Here is a 21,444-nt window from a genome sequence, read left to right on the forward strand (position 1 = left end):
AATGAGTAGGTGTTAATGCAAAATCTTAAACATCAGTTCCTTCATCAACTCGCCATGCGGGGCGTTTGATTCAACACCTTTGCTTTTCAGATCATATTCGCGCAGGTAACTGATCACCTGGAAAACTTTACCAAGCGGATAGTTGCGGGCAGCCTGTTCATAATCTTTTATGAAATATGGATTCACCCCCATCTCTTTAGCAAGGTTTTGCGGGGTTTTATCTTTTACATAATGATAAACCAGTACTTTACTGAAAAAGTTGTTCAGGTTACCTAATACCAGCACAATGGGGTTTGATTTGGGATTGGCTTCAAAATAGTTGATGATCTGGTTTACCTTGTAGGCATCCTTTTTGGTAAGCGCGGTTTGCAGCTCAAACACATTATACTCCTTGCTGATGCCAATGTTATCCTGAATATGCTTCAGTGTGATTTCCTGTCCGGCACTAACGTTTAGCATCAGCTTTTCAAGTTCATTGGCAATTTTGGCGAGGTCGTTTCCCAGGTACTCGGCAATCATGGCCGATCCCTGCTGGTTCATTTTATAGCCTTTTTCGCTTACATAACCTTCAACCCAGGCCGGTACTTTATTATCATACAAAGTGGCCGATTCAAAGATGAGCCCCTTTTTTTCGATGGCTTTGTAGGTTTTCTTACGCTTGTCAAACTTGCCGTATTTGTAGCAGAAAACAAGTATGGTACTCGGCAGCGGATTTTCGAGATAACTTAATACCGGGTCGATACTTTTTTTGTTATCATCTTCCTTGCCCCATTTCATATCCTGGGCTTCCTTTACCAGCACAACCTGGTAATCGGCCATCATGGGGTAACGCTTGGCGGCGTTAAGTACGGTCATGATATCGGTATCCTTGCCATAAACCACGGTTTGGTTAAAACCACGCTCGTGCTCCGGAAGCAGATGATGTTCAACATAATTGCTTACCAGGTCGATAAAATAAGGCTCCTCACCATGCAACAGGTACAGCGGTTTAAACTTACGGTTCTTAAGGTCCTTTAATATCTCGGCAGCAGTCATATTTTGAACTTCAAAAGTACTAAGTACCGAGCCAAAAGTGGAATGTATTTTTATTTAGAAGAATGCCCAACGATATATTTGTTAATTTTGAACCCCAGCTTAAGACTAATAACTTAATACTTCAGACTTTTCAAAATGCTCCAACCGCTTAATCTGCCCCCTCACCCTTTCAAAATAAGCGACGATAACGGCACATTAACCCTTTTTGACGAGATCCGTAAGAAAACCATCATCATTACACCCGAAGAATGGGTACGCCAGCATTTTGTACAATATCTCATTAAACAAAAAAACTACCCCCGCTCACTCATCAAACTGGAAGGCGGCCTTAAGCTTAATACCCTGCAAAAGCGCACTGATATTGTAGTATTCAATCCCGATGGGCAACGCATCTTAATGGTGGAATGTAAAGCACCTTCAGTAACTATCGATCAAAAAACCTTCGACCAGATAGCCCGGTATAATATGGTGCATAAGGTATCCCTGCTGGCAGTAAGCAACGGCCTGCAGCATTATTACTGCACCATCGACCATGAAAACTGCACCTATCAGTTTATTGAAGAGTTGCCGGTGTATGTTAAGGGGTAGATAAATAAGATCGTCATCTTGACGATCTTTGCGAAGCTGAAACAACATTAGGTATGGAGGGGCTGTCATGCTGAGCCAGTCGAAGCACGCGCGCAGAGGCCCTACCCACCATGCTTCGACTGGCTCAGCATGACACCCGTTTTTAATTATATCACAGGTTATGGCAGCGAAGGATTCTTTGCTATATACAGCGCCGCTACTCAGAGCGAAGAAGATGCTTCGTTCCTCAGCATGACAAACGTTTTTTAATGTTATGATAACAGTTATTTATTCCCTATTTTGGGCGGCATAACCTCATCAATTATAACATTTTACTCATGAAAATTTACAGCAAAGCAATTATGCTGGTTTCCATGCTGATAGCAGGCAGCTGCATCACATCTGCCCAGGAAGCAAAACTGCCTACCCAGTGGACAAACGCCGCCATGCAGGCCGAGATCCCTTTAGCAGAATATCCAAGGCCTCAGCTGCAACGTACCGATTGGCTTTGTCTCAATGGCAAATGGGACTATCGTGGTGGCCAAGACGCTCCCAATGCTTTAAATCCCGAAACGCCGGCATCATTTGAGGGTAAAGCGGATAAAATATTGGTACCCTATTGCCCAGAATCAGTGCTATCTGGTGTTCAGCGCAAACAAGAGATCAACATGTGGTACCGCCGCAGCTTTGAAATCCCTTCAAAATGGCAAAACAAGCAGGTTATTGTCCATTTTGGCGCGGTTGATCACGATGCTACCGTTTTTGTGAACGGTAAAAAGGCTGGCTCACACTCGGGCGGTTATGATTCATTCAGCTTTGATATCACCCCATATTTGAAGAAAGGCAGTAATACCCTTATTGTTGCTGCTAATGACCCTAACGACGGCAAAACGCCCTCAGGTAAAAACGGACCGCGTGGCGACTATACTTTTTCATCTGGCATATGGCAAACCGTTTGGCTTGAGCCGGTGAGCAAATCGTACATAAAAAACATCCGCCTTTTGCCCGATTTGGAGGGCAAACGCCTAAAGGTGTATGTTAATACTGTTGGCACAGGTAAACTCAAGGCCGTTGCCTTTAACAACGGCAAAGAGGTTTCGCAGGTTAGCGCGACCGGGGGAACCTATTTTTATCTTCCCATCGAAAACCCTGTTTTATGGTCGCCTGATTCTCCTTTTTTATATGATCTGAAGCTTACGCTTTACAATGCCGATGGCAGCGAGGCCGATGAGGTCAAAAGCTATTTCGGTATGCGCGATATTAAATTGGGCAAGCTCGACGGTGTGATCCGTCCGCTAATTAATGGCAAATTCATTATGCAGCTTGGCCTGCTGGATCAGGGTTACTGGCCCGATGGTGTTTTAACCGCGCCAACGGAAGAGGCGCTGAAGTTTGACATGGAGTATACTAAAAAGGCTGGCTACAACCTGATCCGCAAACACATGAAAACCGAGCCGCAGCGTTTTTACTATTGGGCCGATAAAATGGGCTTGCTGGTTTGGCAGGATATGCCTGCCATATGGTACCAAAATGAAGATACCACGCAAAACAGAAAAGTTTATCGTAAAGAGTTAAAAGCTATTATCGACGATCATTATAACTCGCCATCTATTATTACCTGGATACCTTTTAACGAAAACTGGGGCGCGTTTGATGTAAAGAATATCACCAATTGGGTTAAGCAGTACGATCCGTCACGCCTGGTTAATGGAAACTCTGGCTTTAATAATAATCCCGATTATCAAAAGCCTTATGGCGACCCTGGCAACGGCGATTATGTAGATACACACATTTACGTCGGGCCGTATGGCGCGTCTGTCCCTGATGATCACAGGGCTGCCTCGCTGGGCGAATTTGGAGGTGTTGGTTTGTTTGTACGTGGGCACATGTGGCCGGTACACAACAATGCCTATGATTATGAACCAACCAAAGCCCGACTTACTGACCGGTACGTGTTTTTGCTGGATGAAGTAGAGCAACTTATGAAATATAAAGGATTAAGCGTAGCCATATACACCCAAACCACCGACGTTGAACATGAGGTAAACGGTGTTTTAACCTATGACAGGGCCATTGAAAAAATGGAAATAGAAAGGGTGAGGGAAGTAAACCAGGCGGTGATTAAAGAAGGAGAGAAATTGAATAAATAGAAAGGATATTTTATCCCTAAGCACTTAAAGTAACGTCGTATGCAACAATGATAGCAGCGATACTATTCTTGTATACAAACAACTTAACGAATTAAAGGCTATAAATTATAAAACCAAAGTTTATCAACGACCGGGAAAGATCGTTGATAAACTTTGGTTTTTCTCTGGAGTGGCAACCCTGAAACAGTCGATAACCTATTCAGCCCACCTTTTGTCATTTTACCTCCACAGACCAACGGATTTAAATCTCTCAGAATAACAATTGTTTTTAATTACCATAACGAACAACGAAGTAATTGTGATAATGAACTTACTTCTTTTTCAACGCTTCCGTTATACCCTTCTCTACCAGCGGCCCCATTATCCGGTAACCTTCTAACGTAGGGTGCACACCATCGGCAGCAAGGTTTTTCGGCAAACCTTTACGTTCGTCGGCCATGGCGCTGTGGTAATCTACATAAACCATTTTCTGGGCATCAGCAAAGGTTTTAAGCATGGTATTAAGCTGGATAACTTTCTGAGCAGGCTCCATACCCGGACGCCATGGGAAAGCATAAGCAGGCAATACCGAACATATTACAACTTTAATATTGGCGGCTTTTGCCAGCAAGGCCATGGATTGAATATTGCCAAAAACGTCTTCAATAGCTATTGGCCCGTTGTTTTGAGCAATATCATTAATCCCCGCCAATATCACTACCGCGCCAGGTTTCAGATCAATTACATCCTCACGGAAACGCACCAGCATTTGAGTAGTGGTTTGCCCGCTGATGCCACGGTTATAATAGGGCTTACCATTCCAAAACGTCGAGTCCCTGTTGAGCCAGAAATCGGTAATGGAATCGCCCATGTAAACTACACTTTTAGGGTTAGGGGCCAATGCCTTTATTTTATCATTATCAGCCTTGTAACGGCCCATATTTGCCCAGTCTTTATGAAAAGCGTCTTCCCATTGCTTATGGTAGGCTTCCCATTGCTCGTTCCTTTCTTTTACCGATTTTATTTTAGGGTCAACCGGTTTTAGCAAGCCGTTTAGTTCCAGCCAGTCGCTAAAGCGTTCTATCCAATTGTCGGTAGGCAGGTTTTGTTTACGCATGCCAAAACCGTGACCGCCTTTTTGGTACATGTGCAATTCGGCACTATGTTTTGATGCCTGCCACTTGCTGTACAGCTCAACACTGTGTGGCGCAAGACCAAGTTGATCGTCGGTAGCAGCGGCAATAAACATCGGCGGCGCGTCGTCAGGGATCTTTGAAAGCAATTCGGGCGGCACGTAGGCATAAATGGGCGCATCAAAATCGGGTTTATTGGAGGCTGTATAATTAAATGCGGCTGCACCAGCCAGCGTACCACCTGCCGAAAAGCCCATGATCCCGATGCGTTGCGGCGAAACATGATATTCTGCAGCATGTTCCCGCACATAGGCAATCGCCGTACGCGCATCGGCTACAGCCAGAGGGATAATTGGTGCTACCTGTTTCGGGAAATCTTTCTGGCTCATCTTGGCCATCAGTTCTTTTACCGGGTCGTTGGTTAAACTGTGCGCCAGCCGGTATTTGAGTACAAAACAAGCTACACCTTGCTTGTTGAGCCATTTGGCAACATCATACCCTTCGCTATTGATAGAAAGGGTATGAAAACCACCGCCCGGACAAATAACCACGGCGGTACCGGTGGCAATAGTTGAATCGGGCAGGAAAACGCTTAACGACGGATGGGTAACATTGTAAACTACTTTGGTGTTAAAAGCATTGTTTTCGCTTTCGGCTTCGTTCCAGTTCCAACTTTCGGATCCGGGGGCAGCGCCGGGATACAACGGGATAACTTTTTGCTGGGCTTGCGCACCAAGACACGCTAACAGGAGTAAGGAGCCTATCAGTTTTAATTTCATGGGAGGTTTAATTCAGGTTAATGTTGATGTACAAAAATAACAGCATAAAGCTAATAAGCAAGATGCCGAAACGTTTTAGCAAATATAAATTCCATATTAGTCACCGTATCTGTAACCTTGCTGTAAAATATCTGTTATAAGGTTTAGTGACAGATATTTTCGCTATCTTAAACACTCCTGATTTATATGACTGCGGCGTTTATCCATATCAAAAATCTACTTCGGATTTTTCCGCTGATAATTTTGCTTGGAGCATGCGCCAAACAAAAAAAAATCTTTCAAAGCGATTGTAATATCTCCAAAGATTATAAGAAGGTTTCTTTCACCGAATTGGTCAATCACATTGAAAAATATGACAAGCAATATGTTGAGGTGAGCGGCAAGTACAAGGAAGGAAATGAGCAATCGGCACTTTTTAACGACAGTCTTTTTTCAAGTCATAACCTGGAGAATGCGTTATGGATTGATTTCAGCCAGGATTGTCCGCTTTATCTTCCCGGTACACATATCGGTTTATTTACCTATAACGATGGTCAGTTTACCCAAATGAATAAACGTAAGGTAACCATTCGTGGCGTAGTTGATGCGGGAGACAAAGGCCATTTAAAACAATATAAGGGCACTATTGACAGGGTGAGCTTTATTGAGTTATAAACTCCTACAGACATTCAATAAAACAATGCGATACCGCGGCGGTTGTTATTATAAAACAATAGTTATGACTGTTAATCCTAATGATATCCCTGATAACGGCTTTTTTGATGAGTCGGATGATGAAGAGATAATCAACCAAAATAAAGCCAAAGGTTCAAATACCATCAAAGATCCCGATGAATGGACTACCGGCGATGAGCCCATGACAGGTGCACAACACTCCTATCTCAAAACGTTATCAGATGAAGCCGGCGAAGAATTTGATGAATCACTAACCAAAGCCGAAGCATCTAAACGGATAGATGATCTTCAGCATAAAACCGGTCGTGGCTTAAACAATTAATCTTTAAAATGATAAGGATAACTTGTTGATTTTCACAAAAGTTTTGAGCATCAAAATGGTAGCATGATTGCTATCACCAATAAAGTTTTTGTTTGATGGATTTAAATAGCCTTCTATTAATTCCAGTACATCCGCATTTACTGAAGCAAACCCCATTGACCAATTAGGGAAAATCCTTTCTTCAACACTCCCGGATACCATCAGGATAATATTACGATGGCGGGAGTCAAGCGTAATAGCATTATAGATAGCGTAAAGATTTTCCCTTTCACCCTCAAGGGCTTGAATAAAAGTGCCTTCGCTATAAAGGAGCATACCTGTCACATTATGTTCGGCATTTTTTATCCGTGCTGCCTGTAACAGATCCAACAGTTCTGCATCGCTCATGAATTTTTTAGCGGTGCTGACATAAACAAGGTATTCCATGACATTAGGGTCAATATTACCTCCTCAATATACGAAGAGTTAATACAAAAAAAGCACAAAAATGTTAATGTATCAATCCGGTTTCTAACCTAAACAACTAATTAAACAGGGTAAAAACGGGTGTCGCCAACCTGTTACTGTCTGCAAAAGTCTTTACCATATTAACCGTGGGGTGATTATTAACATCAGCTGCAAAACTCATCTTTGCCGGGTTTAAATAACCTTCAACCACTTCAAGCACATCCGCATTTACTGACGCGAAAGACATCGACCATTTTGGAAAAATCCGTTCGTTAAGTATCCCGCTTATCATCACAATGATATTACGGTGCCTGAAATCGGCCTGGATGGCGTTATAAACCCTGTGCAGATCGTCCTTTTCACCTTCAAGAACCTGCAAAAAGGTGCCCTCGCCATAAAGAAGCATTCCGGTAATGTTGTTTTCGGAGTTTTTTGACCTGGCCGATTGCAGCAGGTCCAATAGTTCAGCATCGCTCATTAGCTTTTTAGCGGTGCTAATAAATACAAGATATTCCATATAGAAATAAAATTAGGGGCTATTTTATTTTCATAACTACGAAGAAAAAGGGGCGATGGTTTTGTGCCGATGTTAAAAAGTCAATTTTAACCCGTCATACGCCAGTTCGATACCCGCAGGCAGTTCTTTGGATACATCTGCATGCTTGCCCAGCCTGTGGCTGATATGTGTAAAATAGGTTGTTTCAGCACCGATATCATTTGCAAAAGCAATGGCCTCGCTAAGTGTAAAATGCGAGATATGGGTTTCCTTTTGCAGGGCGTTTATCACCAGCGTTTTTGTGCCCTTTATTTTTTCCCTTTCGGTATCCGGGATAGTTTTGGCATCGGTGAGATAGGTAAAATCTTTAATCCTGAAACCTTTTATAGGGAGCTTGTAATGAAATACCTCGATAGGGATAAGCTCAACGTTACCTATCATAAACGGATCAAGCGCGATAGTATGCATTTTTACCTGCGGAATACCGGGATAACCTGTGCCATCAAAAATGTAAGGAAACTCGCGCGCCAAAGCTTTTTGAACCCGTTCATCCGCGTAAATATCAATTGGTGCGTTTTGCTTATAGTTAAACGCCCGGATATCGTCCATCCCGGCAACATGGTCTTTATGTTCGTGGGTAAAAACTATAGCGTCCAGATGCTGTACATTGGCGCGTAGCATTTGGTATCTGAAATCGGGACCCGAATCAATTGAAATAACCTTGTCTTCGACTTCAATTAAAACAGAGCTGCGCAGGCGTTTATCATGCTTATCCGTAGAGAGGCATACCTCACAATTACACGCTATAACAGGTACGCCCTGCGATGTTCCGGTTCCTAAAAATGTTATGGTCACAGCTGCAGTTTTGTTTGTTTAATTTCCTGCAAAAATGCAATCTGTTTATCATCAAGCAGCTTGTAGTCAACCTCAAGTTCGCGTAACAGTTCTGTTAAAGCAAGGATCTTACTTTCCAGGTTAGAGAAACGGTTCACTACGATCATTTTACTGCTGAGCAGCAAACATGCCCCGGTTTTAAAGTTACCTTTTTCATAGCGTACCTTGTAACCTGCCGTTTTTAACAGCATTTCCAGTTTCTCGAGCGTATGGTTTGTTGCGGGGAGCATTAATTTCAAAAGTAGTAAAAACAGGGGTATTTAAAGTACCCAAATTGGCATTTGCATGTCACATTTGTTAAATAAATTTCTATTTTTATTTACCTTTTATATCCTAAAACTATCCAAATGAAGAACTTACTGCTCACCACAGCCGGTATTGTTTTTAGCATTGCCGTTTGCGCCCAGCAAACAAAAACCTATGCCGAAAAGCTTGGCTGGCCCAAAGGCGCCCGTGTAATTATTTTGCATGTTGATGATGCAGGAATGTCGCATGAATCAAATGAGGGCGTTGAAAAAGCCATTGGTGAAGGTGTAGCCACATCAACCAGTGTGATGATGCCCTGCCCCTGGGTGCCCGATTTTAAACATTATATGGATCAACACCCCGGCATAGATGCCGGCCTGCATTTAACCCTAACTTCCGAATGGCAAAATTACCGCTGGGGACCACTTTCCGGTAAAGCCGCGGTGCCTGGACTGGTGGATAAAGAGGGGGCTTTCTGGCCGGGAGTTGCCGCCGTATATTTCCGTGCTACCGCAGATGAAATTGATAACGAAATACGCGCCCAGCTTGACCGTGCCTTAACCATGGGCTTTACGCCAACACATCTCGACTCGCACATGGGAACACTATTTGCTAAACCCGCTTTCCTCGAAAAATATATAAACCTGGGCATCGAAAAAAAAATACCGGTAATGCTGCCGGGCGGCGAAGATGCATTTTACCGTGCTGAAGCTAAAAACGCTATCATTGCCCAGCTCAAAAAAGATGGTAAATATACCGAGGGCATGACCATTCCCGAACCGGCAGAACTGGCTAAAGTACGTGAGCTTGGCGAGCTGGCCTGGAAAGGTGGTCTCCCGGTATTGGATGATCTTGATAATTCAAGCTACGACTGGGTTATGCCCGATATTGACAAGATTACCGATAAGGAGTTACAAAAATGGTACACCGACCATTATATCGAAAACTTCGACCGATTTTCACCTGGCTTAACCATGGTGTTGATGCATTGCACCAATCCATCACCCGAATTTAAAAACATCTGCAACGAAGGCCAGAAACGCAAAGGCGACCTGCTGGCCATGACTGATCCACGGCTGAAAGCTTACCTGAAACAAAAAGGGTTTATTTTAACTACTTGGAAAGAGGTAATGGAACGGCGGGTTAAGATGGGAAATGAGTAAGTTTGTTTTATGAGTGATGATAAATACGTTAAAGTACTATTCAGGGTTTATAGCGATATATTAGAAGAGATTACTGTAGAAACCATGTGGACTAAAGTAATTGACGAGGTTCAAGGACTCTACGAGTTAAATAACATTCCTTTTTATATACCCATTACAGCATCGGGCGATATCATATTTGCTGAGTTTGATGAAGATGAAAAAATGCTCACTTACCGTGAAACCCGGGAGTATTCGGGCAATTCAACTATCCACGTAATTTTGATGGATGATACCGCAGAGCTCAAAAACATTGGTAAACCATTTGAAGAACTGGGATGTAACTGGGAAGGGATGGGCAATAAATATTTTGCCATAGACGTCCCCGTTTCGGTCAATTACGTTTTAGTCAAAGCCCGCTTAGAAGAATTAAAACAGCAGGATATTATAGGTTATGCTGAATCATGTTTATCAGAAGAGCATCAATATTAACTATCTGAAATTACTCAATACACTGAGTTATTTTACTCAATGTATTGAGTAAAATAATAACCCAACTATAATCAATTGATTTATAGCTTATTTTCAATCTACTCCACATCACATCTTTGGCGGAATTTTAGTTACTTGCCGAACATTCTATCTGCTTTTATGCACATCAACATCTTTGGAGCATCAGGCTCAGGAGTAACTACGCTTGGTAATGCTTTGAGCGAAAAACTCAGCTACCCTTATTTCGATAGTGACCACTATTTCTGGTTCCCTTCCAATCCTCCTTTTACTAACCGGCGACCGCCCGAAGAGAGAAACGCCATGATCAACAATCAAATGGCCGATGACAAAAACTGGATCCTCGGCGGCTCGGTTATCAACTGGAACAATAATTGGCAATTTGACCTGTCGGTATTCTTATATATCCCGCCTGCCATCAGGATCCGGCGTTTGCAGGAAAGGGAGTTTGAACGCTACGGCGATATCATCCATACCGACAGAGAGCGGAACAGGCTCTATAATGAATTTATTGAATGGGCACGAGGCTATGATGAACTTATCACCAACAATCGCAGCCTGCATTCGCACAAAAACTGGATGAAGAACTTAAAAACGCCCTTGTTGGTTATTGAAGGTGACACTACTGTGGAGGAAAGAGTTGAAGCTGTGTTAGGGAAGTTAAAGGCAATTTAAAACAGCTACCGCCTTAGCACCCCAATAGGCCGTTATTGGCGTTATCTCCAAAATTGTCATTTCGAATGAGCAGAGGGCAGGGATCGTGCGTCGGGGCGAAAGAGAAATCTTATACGCCACGCAAATTCAGCCCGAATAGTTCGCTCAGCATCTTGTATAAGATTTCTCCTCGTTCCTCGTTCGAAATGACAATTTTTCAATTTATAGCCAGGAGACGAGCGGCGGCGAAAAATTAAAAGAAACAAAAAAGGGGAAGGTTTTACCTTCCCCTTTGAAATATCTCACGTCTCAAATCTCACATCTAAGCAAACTTACCTCAAGTCCACAAGTTCAACACCAGGGTGACCTTTGGCATCCCATGCAAAAGTTGCATCGGCTGCAGGTACATTTGGGGTAAAGGTGCGCACGGTATAAGTATACCTGTTTCCGTTCTTATCGAACAGTAAAGCACTGTAAATTTGTTTTTTTACCTTATCGATAGTAAGCTTCACTTTGTAAATAGCTTTTTTATCATCTTCCGGAGTAAGCTCAATAGTTTGATAGGTTTTACCTGCTATCTTCTGTTCGCCGGTGTACAGGTATTTGAAACCTTTTTCATACATGGTAAAAATCTGGGCCGGATTGCTTAGTCCGTCGCCGTTTTTATCGGCGTCGCTTACCTGTACTTCTTTATCTTTTTTCAGGTATGTCCACTGGCTTTTGCCATCGCTTAGTATTTCCTTATCAACTTCGGGTTTTGCTGCCGAGTTATACAGCGTAACCCTGTATTTTCCGGATTTTGCTTTTGATACCAATGTACCAGTTTGTGTTTCTTTGATGTTGGCTTGCTGGTTATTGAGGCTCAGGGTAAAATCAGTTTTTATAACATCGTATGAACGATACTTTTGACTAACCTCACCTAAAATCGCTTTTGCCTGGCTGTCTTTTTGCGCAAAAGCCGTGCTGTATGTACTTATTGCTAAAATGGTATATGCTATGATCTTTTTCATTAAGTTTTATTCAACAACAACTATAATCATTAATAGTTATTGGATTAGAGTAATTAAATTTTGCTTGGTTTAATCTTTAATAGGTTTTTGCAGCGTTTCCAGGTAACGCTCAAGGCTGTACTCGTCAGGGTATAGTACGTCGCGGGCCTTGCTGCCTTCAAACGGACCAACAATTCCTGCTGCTTCCAGCTGGTCAATGATACGGCCGGCGCGGTTATAGCCCAGTTTCATTTTACGCTGAATAAGTGATGTTGAACCCTGCTGATGCAGTACAATTAAACGCGCGGCATCCTCAAACATTGGGTCGCGGTCATCGGGATCATATTCTTTGGCACCGCTGCTGGCTTCACCTTCGCCAACGTATTCAGGCAGGTACATGGCCGATGGATAACCTTTTTGGTTACCAATAAAGTCGGAGATAGCCTCAACTTCAGGCGTATCTACAAAAGCGCACTGTAAACGGATCAAATCGCTGCCGGTTGAGAACAACATATCCCCGCGACCGATCAGCTGATCGGCGCCACCCGCATCCAAAATGGTACGTGAGTCTATCTTAGAAAGTACCCTAAATGCCAGCCTCGACGGGAAGTTGGCTTTAATAGTACCCGTAATAATATTTACCGAAGGGCGCTGCGTAGCGATAACCAAATGGATGCCCACCGCACGAGCCAGCTGCGCTATACGGGCAATAGGCATTTCCACCTCTTTACCGGCGGTCATCATCAAATCGGCAAACTCGTCAATTACCAATACTATAAATGGCAGGTAACGGTGTTTTTCCGGATCGCTGATCTTACGGTTCACAAATTTGGCGTTATACTCTTTCAGGTTACGTACCTGTGCGTCTTTCAACAGATCATAACGCTGATCCATCTCAATACAAAGCGAATTAAGCGTGTTTACTACCTTTTTGGTATCGGTGATGATAGCATCGCCATCATCAGGTAGTTTCGCTAAAAAGTGCCTTTCTATTTTGCGGAAAAGCGTAAGCTCCACCTTTTTAGGGTCAACTAATACAAACTTCAGTTCGGCCGGGTGTTTTTTGTACAGCAGTGATACCAGGATAGCGTTAATACCAACCGATTTACCCTGCCCGGTGGCACCTGCCACCAGTAAGTGAGGCATTTTGGCCAAATCGGCAATAAACACCTCGTTTGATATGGTTTTACCTAAAGCGATAGGCAGGTCCATCGTAGTGTTCTGGTATTTTTCTGTCGATAGTATCGAGCGCATCGAAACCATTTCCGGATTCTGGTTTGGTACCTCGATACCGATAGTACCTTTACCCGGCATAGGAGCAATGATACGGATACCCAAAGCCGCCAAACTTAGCGCGATATCATCTTCCAGGTTCTTGATCTTGCTGATCCTTACACCCGGAGCCGGGATTATCTCATACAAAGTAACTGTTGGCCCGATGGTCGCCTTGATCTTATCAATCTCGATGTTGTAGTGGTTCAGGGTCTCAACAATTTTGTTTTTGTTGGCCTCCAGTTCTTCGGCGTTAACCGAGATCTTGTTTGAACCGTGATTCTCTAACAGCTCGATGTGTGGTAGTTTATAAGAAGCCAGGTCAAGCTTGTGGTCATAAACACCAAACTTGCTTAGCAAATCATCCTTTTTAGCTTCATCGGCCTGCTCAACACTCAGTTCGGGCAGAGGCCTGTTGGTATCAATAGTAAGTGGGATCTCATCCTCTTCTTCCGGTTCGTGTTTAAGGGTATTTTCCGGACGTAATACAACAGGCTCATGATATTCGGGCACCTGCTCCATAGGAGGCTGCCTGAATTGCGATGGAGGGGTAAGCGGTTCCTGTACCATTGGTTCAGGCATAATACTGCTTACATGGGTTTCACGAATTTTATTATTTCCCCGAGGCCATTCAAGAGGTTCCGATGGTTCTTCATCAATCAATTCAACCGGTTCAGGCGCTACTTCTTCAACCTCCATTGGTGCTACCGGACGGTCTTTGCGTTTAGGTATTTTAAAGTCGATGTTATAGGCTATTACCAATACGGTGAGCGCCAAAAACACCAGCAAGCCTCCGGTGCCCGCCTCGCCTATCTGCGCTGCAAGTAAACGGTTGCTCCAAAAACCGAAACCGCCTTCAAGGTAGTGCGGATAATCAATAATAAATGAGTGAAAATAAGCTATCGCTACCGAAATAAAAACAATGCTGAATAATGAGTATGCCAGTGTTTTACGGATAGAAAACAACCTCGCCTTAAAAAGCAAACGGTATCCCGCGACAAAAAACACAAAAACAAATATGAACGAAGCCACACCAAACCATTCATAAATAAACTGGTTTGATAACAACGCTCCAAACTTACCCAGCCAATTTTGTGCCCTGACGGTTTGATCGTTGAGGTCTGCTATTTCATGAATAGTGGTACCAGTTGAAAGGTTATGCCAGCCACCATTTGTTTTGGAAATATAGCTTTGGTCTTCCTGCCAGGTAAACAGGTACGAGGTAAAAGCAATCAGGAAAAAAACAGATAAAAGCAGCGAAAACAAACCCGCAATTTTAACAGCTTTGCCATTTTCATAGTCAAAATCAAAGCTGGGCAGCTTAGGTAATCTCCTGCCTGTCACACGTTCCTTTTCAGCTTTACCGGTTTGGCGTGGCTGATTTTCTCCCTTGAAATTATTAGTTCTAAACTGGTTTCCTTTTGCCGGCATCCTGATGTAACAATCGTTTATGTGCAAACTTACGTAAAATTTCACCTATGTAAACTTTGCGGCTACACCCGGTAAATATTTTATATAAGATTCATTAACCTGCCCAAAATTACAGGCCGAATGAATATAAAGTTAACAGATTATATAACTTATTGGTAACATTTTTAATTTTTTAGTATAATTGAAAAACAACATTTACCTCTAACATAAAAAGCAACTTTAATCAAGTAAATATACAGCGGGCTTAATAGTCACGCTTTACTTAACCGAGTAATGAGCATAGAAAGACTGGAAGAATACATTGCATCTGCCGATTTAGATAGTATCAATACCCTGCTTGGCCGCGACCGGGCATTGGCTACCCAAAAAACGAGCCTTAGGGTATCTCCGCTTATGCTTTCGTGCTATTATAAAAAGCCCGAGGTTACCAATTTGCTGCTAAATTACGTAAGCGATATCAGTTTATTTGAAGCCGCTGCCGCCGGTAAATTTGATATTGTTGCCCAACTTGTAAGCAGCAACCCGAATACGCTGGATGATTATGCTGACGACGGCTTTACCGCCCTTGGATTGGCCTGCTATTTTGGCCAGTTTGATGTGGCGCGGTACCTGGTGCTGAAGGGTGCAAGCGTAAATCTGCAATCAAATAATGGGTTCAACGTTTTTCCCATTCATTCGGCTGCCGCCGGTAATTACACCGAAATTGCCCGGATGCTGATTGAAAACGGCGCTAAAGTGAACGTTGTACAACAAGCAGGTGCTACCCCGCTGCATTCGGCCGCACAAAATGGCAACCTCGAGCTCATTATCCTGTTACTTGAAAGCGGCGCCGAAGTTTTTACCCGCATGGAAGGCGGTAAACTCCCTGCCGATCTGGCCCGCGAAAAAGGCTTTGAAGAAATAGCCGACATCCTTAGTTAATGTTTAAACGCTTAATTTTAAACTAATTAAATGATAGCTTTTTATAGTTAATAAGCGTTTTTTAAAGCTTATCGCATGTTTTTGTGTCGGGTGCTTTTATATATTTGTAATAACCTGAATTATAACAAATGAGAGAAATAGCGCTGCTTATTCACGAAGACATCAATCTTTCAACCATTTCCGGGGTATTGGATATGGTGAGGCATACCAACCGTTTTTTGGTAGAAAGCGGCAAAACCGAAGCTTTCAGCGTGATGCTTGTAGGCGAAAAAATAAACAATAACCTGCTTTATTTTCCGGCCCAGTTTACCGGTTTCAAAACCATTGATGAGATCGAGAATATCGACCTGGTTATTGCCCCGGCATTTTACGGTCCGCCTGATTTGGTGATGCGTAAAAACAAAAACCTGATAGATTTTATCAAAAATATGTATGATAAAGGTGCCGAAGTAGCCAGCCTGTGTTTTGGCAGCTATTTTTTAGCCGAAGCAGGGGTACTTAACGGCAAACCCTGCACCACCCACTGGGTTGCGGTTGACGATATGAAACGCCGCTACCCCCAGGTAGATATTTTACCCGATATGGTGACTACCGATAAAGATGGTACCTACACCAGCGGCGGAGCCTTTTCAAGCATGAACCTGGTACTATACCTTATTGAAAAGTACTGCGGCCGGGATACCGGCATCTGGGCCAGTAAAATGTTTTCGCTGGACATTGACCGTACCAGCCAGGCACATTTCAAGGTATTTGAAGGGCAGCATCAGCATGAAGACCAGGAAATTATGCGCTCGCAATTATTTATTGAAAACAATTACCATCTGCCTATTTCGGTAGAGGAAATTGCCGGGCAAACCAATATGAGCAAGCGCAATTTTATCCGCCGTTTTAAAAGCGCTACCCAAAACACCCCTATGGAATACCTGCAAAAGGTAAAGATAGAATCGGTAAAAAAAGGGTTGGAGAAAACCAACCATAACATCAGCGAGCTGATGTATAAAGTAGGCTATAACGACTTAAAGACTTTCCGAAAGATATTTAAAAGGATAACAGGCTTAACCCCACAGGATTATCGCAGCAAATATTGCAGAAGGGCTGTGTTAGAGAATTAGATTTACGTTTTCACATCCCACGTTTACGGTTCAAGCTTAGCAATCAGCCATTGCTCACGGTATTGTTTGGGGGTTACCCCTTCAAAACGTTTAAAGAATTTAGTAAAATTTGATGGATCGAAAGTAAGCCTGCCTGCTATTTCGGCTACACTTACCCTGTTTTCCTGTAGCAAAGCTTTGGCAATTTCCATGATCTTTTCTTCGAAAAAGAAACAAGGATGCTTGCCGGTAGTGAGCTTAATGGTATTGCTCAAATGTGTAGGATGGATATGCATCTCATCGGCAAAATCACGGATCTCGTACATATCCAATACGCGGTTGTTCAGCACATCGTCAAGATGTTTGTCAATGGCCTTTAGATAGTCTGCAGTAATTTCATGCTGCCGGGCCAGTATTTTCTTCGGAACGGTAAGCGTTGCTTCCATAACGCAAAATTAAGCAAACAGATCGGGCTTAAACAAAGGTGCTACCCGCTTTTTAGATGCCTGCTCATAGGCATATCCTAATTTAATGATCTCCCCTTCTGTATATGCCGTGCTAAAAAACGATAGGCCAATTGGCAACCCATGCGCCAGCCCCATAGGCACGGTAATGTGCGGATACCCGGCCATAGCAGCCGGCCCGGAAAAGCTGAAGCCATTATCATAATCACCATTTACCAGGTCGATACATACTGCCGGACCGTTGGTTGTGCCGATAATAGCATCGAGCTTGTATTTGGCCAGCATGTCATCAATAACTTTACGGGTACCAGTAAAGGTTTGCTTAACCGCGTCAAGATATTCCTTGCTGTTCAAATCGCCTTTGGTCTGGGCCTGCTCCAGAATCTCTTGTTTAAAAAATGGCATGGCTTTGGCCTCGTTCTGCTTGTTAAAGGCAATCACATCGGCCAGCGTTTTTATTTTGCTATTAGCATTAACAAAGTATTGGTTAAGGCCGTCTTTAAATTCATAAAGCAGTACTGTAAACTCATTACTGTTGATGGTTTTCAACTCTTTGTTCAATTCTATCTCCACCACCTCAGCACCCTTGCTTTTCAAGGTTTTGATAGCTTCCTGCAATAGTGCTACAACAGCCGGATTATCATTTAATGCCGATTTTTCGATACCAAGCCGTTTGCCTTGTAAACCGTTGGCATCTAAAAATTTGGTATAGTCGGCCTCTACTTTGTCTTTGCTTCCAAGGGTTGCCAGGTCAAGCGTATCTATCCCGGTAAGTGCCCCAAGCAATATGGCGGCATCTTTAACCGTACGCGTCATTGGGCCAGCGGTATCCTGAGTTTTAGAAATAGGAATTATTCCCGACCGGCTCCATAAACCTACCGTTGGTTTAATGCCCACCAAACCATTAACCGACGCCGGCGAAACAATAGAACCATTAGTTTCGGTACCGATGCCTATAACACAAAGGTTAGCTGCAACGGCCGTTCCCGTACCGGCACTTGAACCGCTGGGGTTCCTGTCTAAAATATAAGGGTTTTTAGTTTGCCCTCCCCTGCTGCTCCAGGCGCTGGTTGAATGTGTAGACCGAAAATTTGCCCATTCGCTTAAATTGGTTTTACCCAATATCACCGCTCCTGCCTCGCGAAGCTTATGCACTATAAAAGCATCCTGTTTAGCAAAATTATCGGCCAAAGCCAATGAACCTGCCGTGGTATGCATGTTATCGCCCGTATTAATATTGTCCTTGATGAGTACAGGTATGCCATGCAGCGGACCGCGTACTTTACCTTTTTCGCGTTCCCTATCCATTGCATCAGCCATATTCAAGGCATCTTTATTTAGCTCGATCACGGAGTTGAGCATAATGCCTTTTTTATCAATCTGATCTATACGTTTCAGGTACAGCTCGGTGATGAGCCTTGAAGTAAACTGCTTGCTCTGCATTTTTTGTTGCAGATCAGTTATCGTTATTTCGCTCAGTTCAAATATATCGTCCTTACTGTTTTCGGCAGCAACAGTATCATCTGCTTTGCTCGTAGCAGATGGCTGATTGCAGGAAGCAGCTACCAAAGTAGATATCGTTAGTCCGGCCAATGAACCGGTTTTGAGGAAATTTCTTCTATGCATAAATGTTTAAAATAAAAGGCATTACAAGTAACAAAATATTTAACTACTTTGAAAATTGTGGAGGGTGGAGATAGTTAAATGTTACAATTTATGCACAGGAGCTCTTGCGCAAAAGCATAAAGGCGAAGAATTGCGCGATTCCTCTCTTGAGAGAATAGCCCATCAAAAGGCATAGTCGTTAACATCAGTGCGCATATCTACTCACCCCGACATCGCTGCGCTTGTCACCCCTCTCTACGCAAGCGTAAAGAGGAGAATTTGTTTTTATTTTCTTTTCCCTCTTTGCGGCGAAGCCGGAGAGAGGGTGGTCCAGCGTAGCGTAGACCGGGTGAGTTAACTATACGGCCTTTCATTTTCCGTTCCCGTCCAATGATGGGCTATTACTTTCAAGAGGAAAGTTTCTCAAGCTATTTTTCCATTAGTTATTAAGTTAATTGCTCCGGAGGCCTTTATGGGTAATCCGCCGTCTGCCTCTACTTCGATATCATCCCCGATATCACATTAATACTCAGCGCCACAATAGCCGTGTTAAAAGCGAAAGAAATTAAGCCATGCAACCAGGCCAGGCGGCGGATAGAACGGGCAGAAATCTCGACATCAGATACCTGGAACGTCATGCCGATAACGAATGAGAAGTAAACAAAATCGAGATAATCAGGCTCTTGCAGATCGCCCGGAAAATCAAGGCCACCCAATGGCTTTATTTTTTTATCGTCATCAGGATCGGTAGCGTAGTACATATGCGCGTATCGCAGGGTAAAGATGGTATGCACCAGCCACCAGGATACAATAACCGAGCCCATAGCCAGTAAAACCCGGGCGGTCACTACCTCGTCCGATTGATTTTTAGTAGATATCAGCAAAAACACTATTGCCAGCAAGCTTGCCATTGAAGCCACGATCACAAACAAAAATATCAGCGTACGGCTCGAGTCTTCGATACTCGCTATCCTTCGGATCTCGGCCGGTTTGGCGGTCAGGATAATGATCCAATCCATAATGATGATGCACATGCCAAACGCTATCCAGGTTACCAAAGCAATTACCGGTGCCGAAAAATGCCCCCAAGAAAGAAATAAAGTTATCGCTGCAGCTCCCAATGAGATCAGGAGGCGGTGATGAGCATCAAGACTGAAAAATACTTTTGTTTTTGTTCTGGCTTTTTGAGACATATCATTTAGGCTACACTGTAAATATGCGGATGATTAGTGTAGAATAAATGAAGATACTAAAAATCGTCTTCCTCAACAATCCAGGCCACACGGCCTACCTGTCCGTCATCCAGCTGCACTTTTATCCCGCGCGAGTGGTAAGCCGCGCTGGTAAGCAATCGCTTCACAAAGCCGCGTGTAAGCGTACCGGTACGCTGATCTTTTTTAAGTATAATGTCAACCTCAAGGCCTGGGTATATATCGCTTCTGTTTTGTCCGTTCATGACCGTTGATTTGTTTTGATTTGCCTGGCTTGTTAACCAACCAGGCAAATATCAATTTTTCGCAAGATAATCGGCTATAAAAGTTTTAACACGTTCTTCGTTACCATCGTAAAAACCTTCAATTTTTTTCACAACCACGTTTTTATTATTAACTAAATAAATTTGTGGTATCAAACCTAAATTGTATTGCGCCTGTGCTTTGAGAAAAATTTGTCGAGGTATGATGAGTTGCTGCCATGGCATATTTTCTGCTTTCATTGCCTGCAGCCAATTCTCTTTTTTTGCATCTACCGATATGCTAACAAATCTGATGTTATCTGACTTAAATTGAGATACTATTCGCTTTAAGGAAGGGATTTCCTGACGGCACGGCCCGCACCAGCTCGCCCAGAATATCACCATATTTAGTTTTTTAGTGTTATCTACCAGGTTTACCGGTTTTTCATCAACATCATTGAAAATGCTGTTCTCAAACTGACTTTTATTTGCAGGTTGATTGTCTATAAACTGCTTCAGTTTTCTACCATAGTAAGATGTTCTTGCGGCATCGCCAAAAGAGTTGTATAATTCTATTAATTGGGCATGTTCTACGTAAAATCTAAAATTATGCAATGCTGATAAACTCCAATATGAGTCGGGGTTTTCATTAATAATTTTTTTCACCCTTTCTATCTGGGCAGCTCTCCTAACGCTGTCTTTACTTATGCGGATATAAGGCAACGTTATATTCTTTAAATACGACTCAGATTGCGATCCACCGTTCAGGATTGCTCCCTCAGTATTAGAAAGATCACCGGTTATTGTTGTCACTCCCGTCCCTACAACAAAATCAACGTACCGGGAATGATTTTTGGCGGGTTCATTTGGATTACCAACAGCTATATACTCTCTTTTCCCCTTTTCATCTTTATAACTTAAAGAAACAATATCAGCGAAGAAGGCGGTATCAGGCCGAAAGTTAAATTCAAATTTCCCATCAGTGACTTTGGCCGAATCGATGGATTTGCCTCCAATAGGAAATGTAGGTTTATAATAAACCCACTTGCTTTTAAGGCCTTTGATGTTGCCTCTGATAGTAACTGTATTATCTTGTTTACAGGAAAACAGGCCGATGAGCATCAGCAGGATGATGTAATAAGGTTTTTTCATTGGTTTAGTATCAGGGTATTAAGCATTAACCTGACAC

22 protein-coding genes are annotated in these 21,444 nt (G+C 43.0%); 9 read left to right on the forward strand and 13 right to left on the reverse strand.

The window, feature by feature from the left end:
- Positions 1-12 precede the first annotated feature (12 nt).
- Complete coding sequence (gene holA, locus DUL71_RS15800) at positions 13-1,035, reverse strand: DNA polymerase III subunit delta (RefSeq protein WP_114939002.1); 1,023 nt, start codon at positions 1,033-1,035, stop codon at positions 13-15.
- A 135-nt stretch (positions 1,036-1,170) separates the two neighbouring features.
- On the opposite strand from holA, the gene DUL71_RS15805 reads away from it, so the two are divergent.
- Both DUL71_RS15805 and DUL71_RS15810 read left to right on the forward strand, forming a co-directional pair.
- Complete coding sequence (locus DUL71_RS15805) at positions 1,171-1,623, forward strand: type I restriction enzyme HsdR N-terminal domain-containing protein (protein ID WP_114939003.1); 453 nt, start codon at positions 1,171-1,173, stop codon at positions 1,621-1,623.
- A gap of 317 nt (positions 1,624-1,940) precedes the next feature.
- A complete protein-coding gene (locus tag DUL71_RS15810; protein ID WP_244228771.1) occupies positions 1,941-3,752 on the forward strand; it encodes a glycoside hydrolase family 2 protein in 1,812 nt (603 codons plus the stop codon).
- Positions 3,753-4,062: 310 nt separating this feature from the next.
- On the opposite strand, the gene DUL71_RS15815 is transcribed toward DUL71_RS15810, so the two are convergent.
- Positions 4,063-5,643 carry a GDSL-type esterase/lipase family protein gene (locus DUL71_RS15815; protein WP_114939004.1) on the reverse strand — a complete coding sequence of 527 codons (1,581 nt, stop codon included), beginning with the start codon at positions 5,641-5,643 and terminating at the stop codon, positions 4,063-4,065.
- A 186-nt stretch (positions 5,644-5,829) separates the two neighbouring features.
- Between DUL71_RS15815 and DUL71_RS15820 the strand changes: the two genes are divergently transcribed.
- Both DUL71_RS15820 and DUL71_RS15825 read left to right on the forward strand, forming a co-directional pair.
- On the forward strand, positions 5,830-6,297 hold the full coding sequence (locus DUL71_RS15820) for a hypothetical protein (protein ID WP_114939005.1): 468 nt from the start codon (positions 5,830-5,832) through the stop codon (positions 6,295-6,297).
- Between the two features lie 64 nt (positions 6,298-6,361).
- Positions 6,362-6,640: a DUF3072 domain-containing protein gene (locus DUL71_RS15825; RefSeq protein ID WP_244228772.1), complete on the forward strand. Its 279-nt coding sequence runs from the start codon at positions 6,362-6,364 to the stop codon at positions 6,638-6,640.
- A gap of 3 nt (positions 6,641-6,643) precedes the next feature.
- Here DUL71_RS15825 and DUL71_RS15830 read toward each other — a convergent pair whose 3' ends face one another.
- From DUL71_RS15830 to DUL71_RS15845, 4 genes are all read right to left on the reverse strand, one after another.
- The gene (locus DUL71_RS15830; RefSeq protein ID WP_114939006.1) at positions 6,644-7,066 is read right to left on the reverse strand and encodes a BLUF domain-containing protein; all 423 of its coding nucleotides are present in this window, start codon (positions 7,064-7,066) and stop codon (positions 6,644-6,646) included.
- Positions 7,067-7,163: 97 nt separating this feature from the next.
- Entirely contained in the window at positions 7,164-7,604 is a 441-nt protein-coding gene (locus DUL71_RS15835; protein WP_114939007.1) for a BLUF domain-containing protein, read from the reverse strand.
- 72 nt (positions 7,605-7,676) lie between these two features.
- Positions 7,677-8,438 (reverse strand): MBL fold metallo-hydrolase, encoded by a 762-nt coding sequence (locus DUL71_RS15840; protein ID WP_114939008.1) that lies wholly within the window; start codon positions 8,436-8,438, stop codon positions 7,677-7,679.
- Positions 8,435-8,707: a hypothetical protein gene (locus DUL71_RS15845; RefSeq protein WP_114939009.1), complete on the reverse strand. Its 273-nt coding sequence runs from the start codon at positions 8,705-8,707 to the stop codon at positions 8,435-8,437. Before DUL71_RS15845 ends, DUL71_RS15840 begins: the two co-directional genes overlap by 4 nt.
- 117 nt (positions 8,708-8,824) lie before the next feature.
- Here DUL71_RS15845 and DUL71_RS15850 point away from each other — a divergent pair, with 117 nt between their 5' ends.
- The 3 genes from DUL71_RS15850 to DUL71_RS15860 all read left to right on the forward strand — a co-directional run bounded on the left by DUL71_RS15850 (position 8,825) and on the right by DUL71_RS15860 (position 11,050).
- On the forward strand, positions 8,825-9,886 hold the full coding sequence (locus tag DUL71_RS15850) for a polysaccharide deacetylase family protein (protein ID WP_114939010.1): 1,062 nt from the start codon (positions 8,825-8,827) through the stop codon (positions 9,884-9,886).
- A gap of 9 nt (positions 9,887-9,895) precedes the next feature.
- The gene (locus tag DUL71_RS15855; protein ID WP_114939011.1) at positions 9,896-10,357 is read left to right on the forward strand and encodes a DUF4265 domain-containing protein; all 462 of its coding nucleotides are present in this window, start codon (positions 9,896-9,898) and stop codon (positions 10,355-10,357) included.
- Positions 10,358-10,516: 159 nt separating this feature from the next.
- Positions 10,517-11,050: an AAA family ATPase gene (locus tag DUL71_RS15860; RefSeq protein WP_114939012.1), complete on the forward strand. Its 534-nt coding sequence runs from the start codon at positions 10,517-10,519 to the stop codon at positions 11,048-11,050.
- 311 nt (positions 11,051-11,361) lie between these two features.
- Here DUL71_RS15860 and lolA1 read toward each other — a convergent pair whose 3' ends face one another.
- A complete protein-coding gene (gene lolA1, locus DUL71_RS15865; RefSeq protein WP_112572469.1) occupies positions 11,362-12,039 on the reverse strand; it encodes an outer membrane lipoprotein periplasmic chaperone LolA1 in 678 nt (225 codons plus the stop codon).
- Between the two features lie 69 nt (positions 12,040-12,108).
- Positions 12,109-14,721 (reverse strand): FtsK/SpoIIIE family DNA translocase, encoded by a 2,613-nt coding sequence (locus DUL71_RS15870; RefSeq protein WP_114939013.1) that lies wholly within the window; start codon positions 14,719-14,721, stop codon positions 12,109-12,111.
- Positions 14,722-14,994: 273 nt separating this feature from the next.
- Here DUL71_RS15870 and DUL71_RS15875 point away from each other — a divergent pair, with 273 nt between their 5' ends.
- Complete coding sequence (locus DUL71_RS15875) at positions 14,995-15,642, forward strand: ankyrin repeat domain-containing protein (RefSeq protein ID WP_114939014.1); 648 nt, start codon at positions 14,995-14,997, stop codon at positions 15,640-15,642.
- 128 nt (positions 15,643-15,770) lie between these two features.
- Complete coding sequence (locus DUL71_RS15880) at positions 15,771-16,754, forward strand: GlxA family transcriptional regulator (protein WP_114939015.1); 984 nt, start codon at positions 15,771-15,773, stop codon at positions 16,752-16,754.
- Positions 16,755-16,777: 23 nt separating this feature from the next.
- On the opposite strand, the gene DUL71_RS15885 is transcribed toward DUL71_RS15880, so the two are convergent.
- The 5 genes from DUL71_RS15885 to DUL71_RS15905 form a co-directional block, all read right to left on the reverse strand.
- A complete protein-coding gene (locus DUL71_RS15885; RefSeq protein ID WP_114939016.1) occupies positions 16,778-17,179 on the reverse strand; it encodes a helix-turn-helix domain-containing protein in 402 nt (133 codons plus the stop codon).
- Positions 17,180-17,188: 9 nt separating this feature from the next.
- The gene (locus DUL71_RS15890; protein ID WP_114939017.1) at positions 17,189-18,823 is read right to left on the reverse strand and encodes an amidase; all 1,635 of its coding nucleotides are present in this window, start codon (positions 18,821-18,823) and stop codon (positions 17,189-17,191) included.
- 473 nt (positions 18,824-19,296) lie between these two features.
- A complete protein-coding gene (locus tag DUL71_RS15895) occupies positions 19,297-19,995 on the reverse strand; it encodes a DUF1345 domain-containing protein (RefSeq protein ID WP_114939018.1) in 699 nt (232 codons plus the stop codon).
- Positions 19,996-20,051: 56 nt separating this feature from the next.
- On the reverse strand, positions 20,052-20,258 hold the full coding sequence (locus tag DUL71_RS15900; RefSeq protein ID WP_091211944.1) for a YwbE family protein: 207 nt from the start codon (positions 20,256-20,258) through the stop codon (positions 20,052-20,054).
- 51 nt (positions 20,259-20,309) lie between these two features.
- On the reverse strand, positions 20,310-21,407 hold the full coding sequence (locus DUL71_RS15905) for a TlpA disulfide reductase family protein (RefSeq protein ID WP_114939019.1): 1,098 nt from the start codon (positions 21,405-21,407) through the stop codon (positions 20,310-20,312).
- Positions 21,408-21,444 lie beyond the last annotated feature (37 nt).

It is taken from the genome of Mucilaginibacter endophyticus (genome assembly GCF_003351025.1).
In the GTDB taxonomy this organism is placed as follows: Bacteria; Bacteroidota; Bacteroidia; order Sphingobacteriales; family Sphingobacteriaceae; genus Mucilaginibacter; species Mucilaginibacter endophyticus.